The sequence below is a fragment of the Vibrio sp. 10N.222.52.B12 genome (genome assembly GCF_002875385.1).
GTDB lineage: Bacteria > Pseudomonadota > Gammaproteobacteria > Enterobacterales > Vibrionaceae > Vibrio > Vibrio jasicida.
The window spans coordinates 1-1298 of record NZ_MDAW01000066.1; the positions used below are offsets into that span (position 1 = coordinate 1).

General features: G+C 40.0%; 2 protein-coding genes. One reads left to right on the plus strand and one right to left on the minus strand.

Features of this window, described 5'->3' with window-relative positions; all coding sequences use genetic code 11:
• The first annotated feature begins 217 nt into the window (after positions 1–217).
• Complete coding sequence (locus tag BCT11_RS03760; protein WP_102387178.1) at positions 218–739, plus strand: hypothetical protein; 522 nt, start codon at positions 218–220, stop codon at positions 737–739.
• 182 nt (positions 740–921) lie between these two features.
• On the opposite strand, the gene BCT11_RS03770 is transcribed toward BCT11_RS03760, so the two are convergent.
• Positions 922–1146 (minus strand): hypothetical protein, encoded by a 225-nt coding sequence (locus BCT11_RS03770; protein ID WP_102387180.1) that lies wholly within the window; start codon positions 1144–1146, stop codon positions 922–924.
• Positions 1147–1298: the final 152 nt, after the last annotated feature.

A 1298-nucleotide genomic window follows, 5' to 3' on the forward strand; every position in this document is an offset into this window, starting at 1 on the left:
TAACAAACTGCTCAAGAGGGATTCGCAACGCGTGGCATTTTCACTATGCGTTGAATTTAGTGATTAAGGTGGTTTGCGGTAGCATTGGTATTGCGTTGCTCACCCCTTAGCAGGGCGTTATATGCTTCTACAAAACGCTATACTGAAATAGATTTTGGGAATAAAATTTGTGTCACATCTATTTGAGCAAGTTTATGCGCATAAATACTGACACATAATGTACAACGAAAATAATGAAAGCTTGGGAAAACAAGCGTTTGAGGCACTAAAAGCATTACTATCTCTTCCATTTCTAATGATTACGATAGTATTTAATGTTGGCAAAATCATAGCTGCAATGACGCATATTGTCTGGAAAGCAGCTGATGATGCAGCAAAAGATGAAAAGCGTAAACCCAAAGATAATGTCGTAATTGACGTAACACCTACTTATCGACGTAGAGCTCAATTTAACCAGAATCGAATTCGCAGCACCGAAAACGCCGTTATCTATGATGCTCTACCTGGGGCAACTATTAATGCAGAGACTGTTATGTACGATGAGCTGTCGGCAATTTCTGTCATTGACAAAGTGATCACAGATAATGGGAAATACATTATCCGGTTTGTGTGCAACACACCGACAAGTGTGGTTGCGAGTTATCGAAGTACTTTAGCATCTAAGCATTCAGGCTATGTAGTGTCGTATAGAAAAGGGGTTAATACAGATCGGATGTACATCCAATTAAGACCACGCTAAATCTGGCTACGCATATAACAATCTGTTTAAGAGTGATTCGCAACGCGTGGCATTTTTACTATGCGTTGGTTTTAGTGTTTAAGGTGGTATGCGGAAGCATCGGTATTGCGTTGCTCACACCTTAACAGGGCGTTATAAATACAAATCAACTACATCCATGTAGTTAAGATTAGACGCGACTTTTAGTCGTACATCTCGGGTAGGGAACCTGCTAGGAAAATGATCATTTCCCGCTCGCTCATACCTGCTGCATTTTGATGTTCACGTAAGTAACGCATTGCAAAAATATGAGCGTAATGTGGAGAAGATTCTACGTTCTCTTGTTGTAAAAAGTTGTTGTAGGCATCTTGAATACTGCTTCGAGCAATCGAATTCCAGTAAAGGGTATTTGGGTCGTTTCTTGGCATAAGTAACTCCTGATTTAAATCTTTATAATACAATAGTTTGATATGAAAAAGCATTTATAACAAACAGTTCAAGAGGGATTCGCAACGCGTGGCATTTTCACGATGCGTTGGTTTAAGTGATTAGGGTGGTTTGCGGCGGCTTTGGTATTGCG

Excerpts from the sequence above, each read along its gene's own strand:
- BCT11_RS03760 (WP_102387178.1), top strand. The coding sequence starts at position 218 with ATGTACAACGAAAATAATGAAAGCTTGGGAAAACAAGCGTTTGAGGCA.
- BCT11_RS03770 (WP_102387180.1), bottom strand. The coding sequence starts at position 1,146 with ATGCCAAGAAACGACCCAAATACCCTTTACTGGAATTCGATTGCTCGA.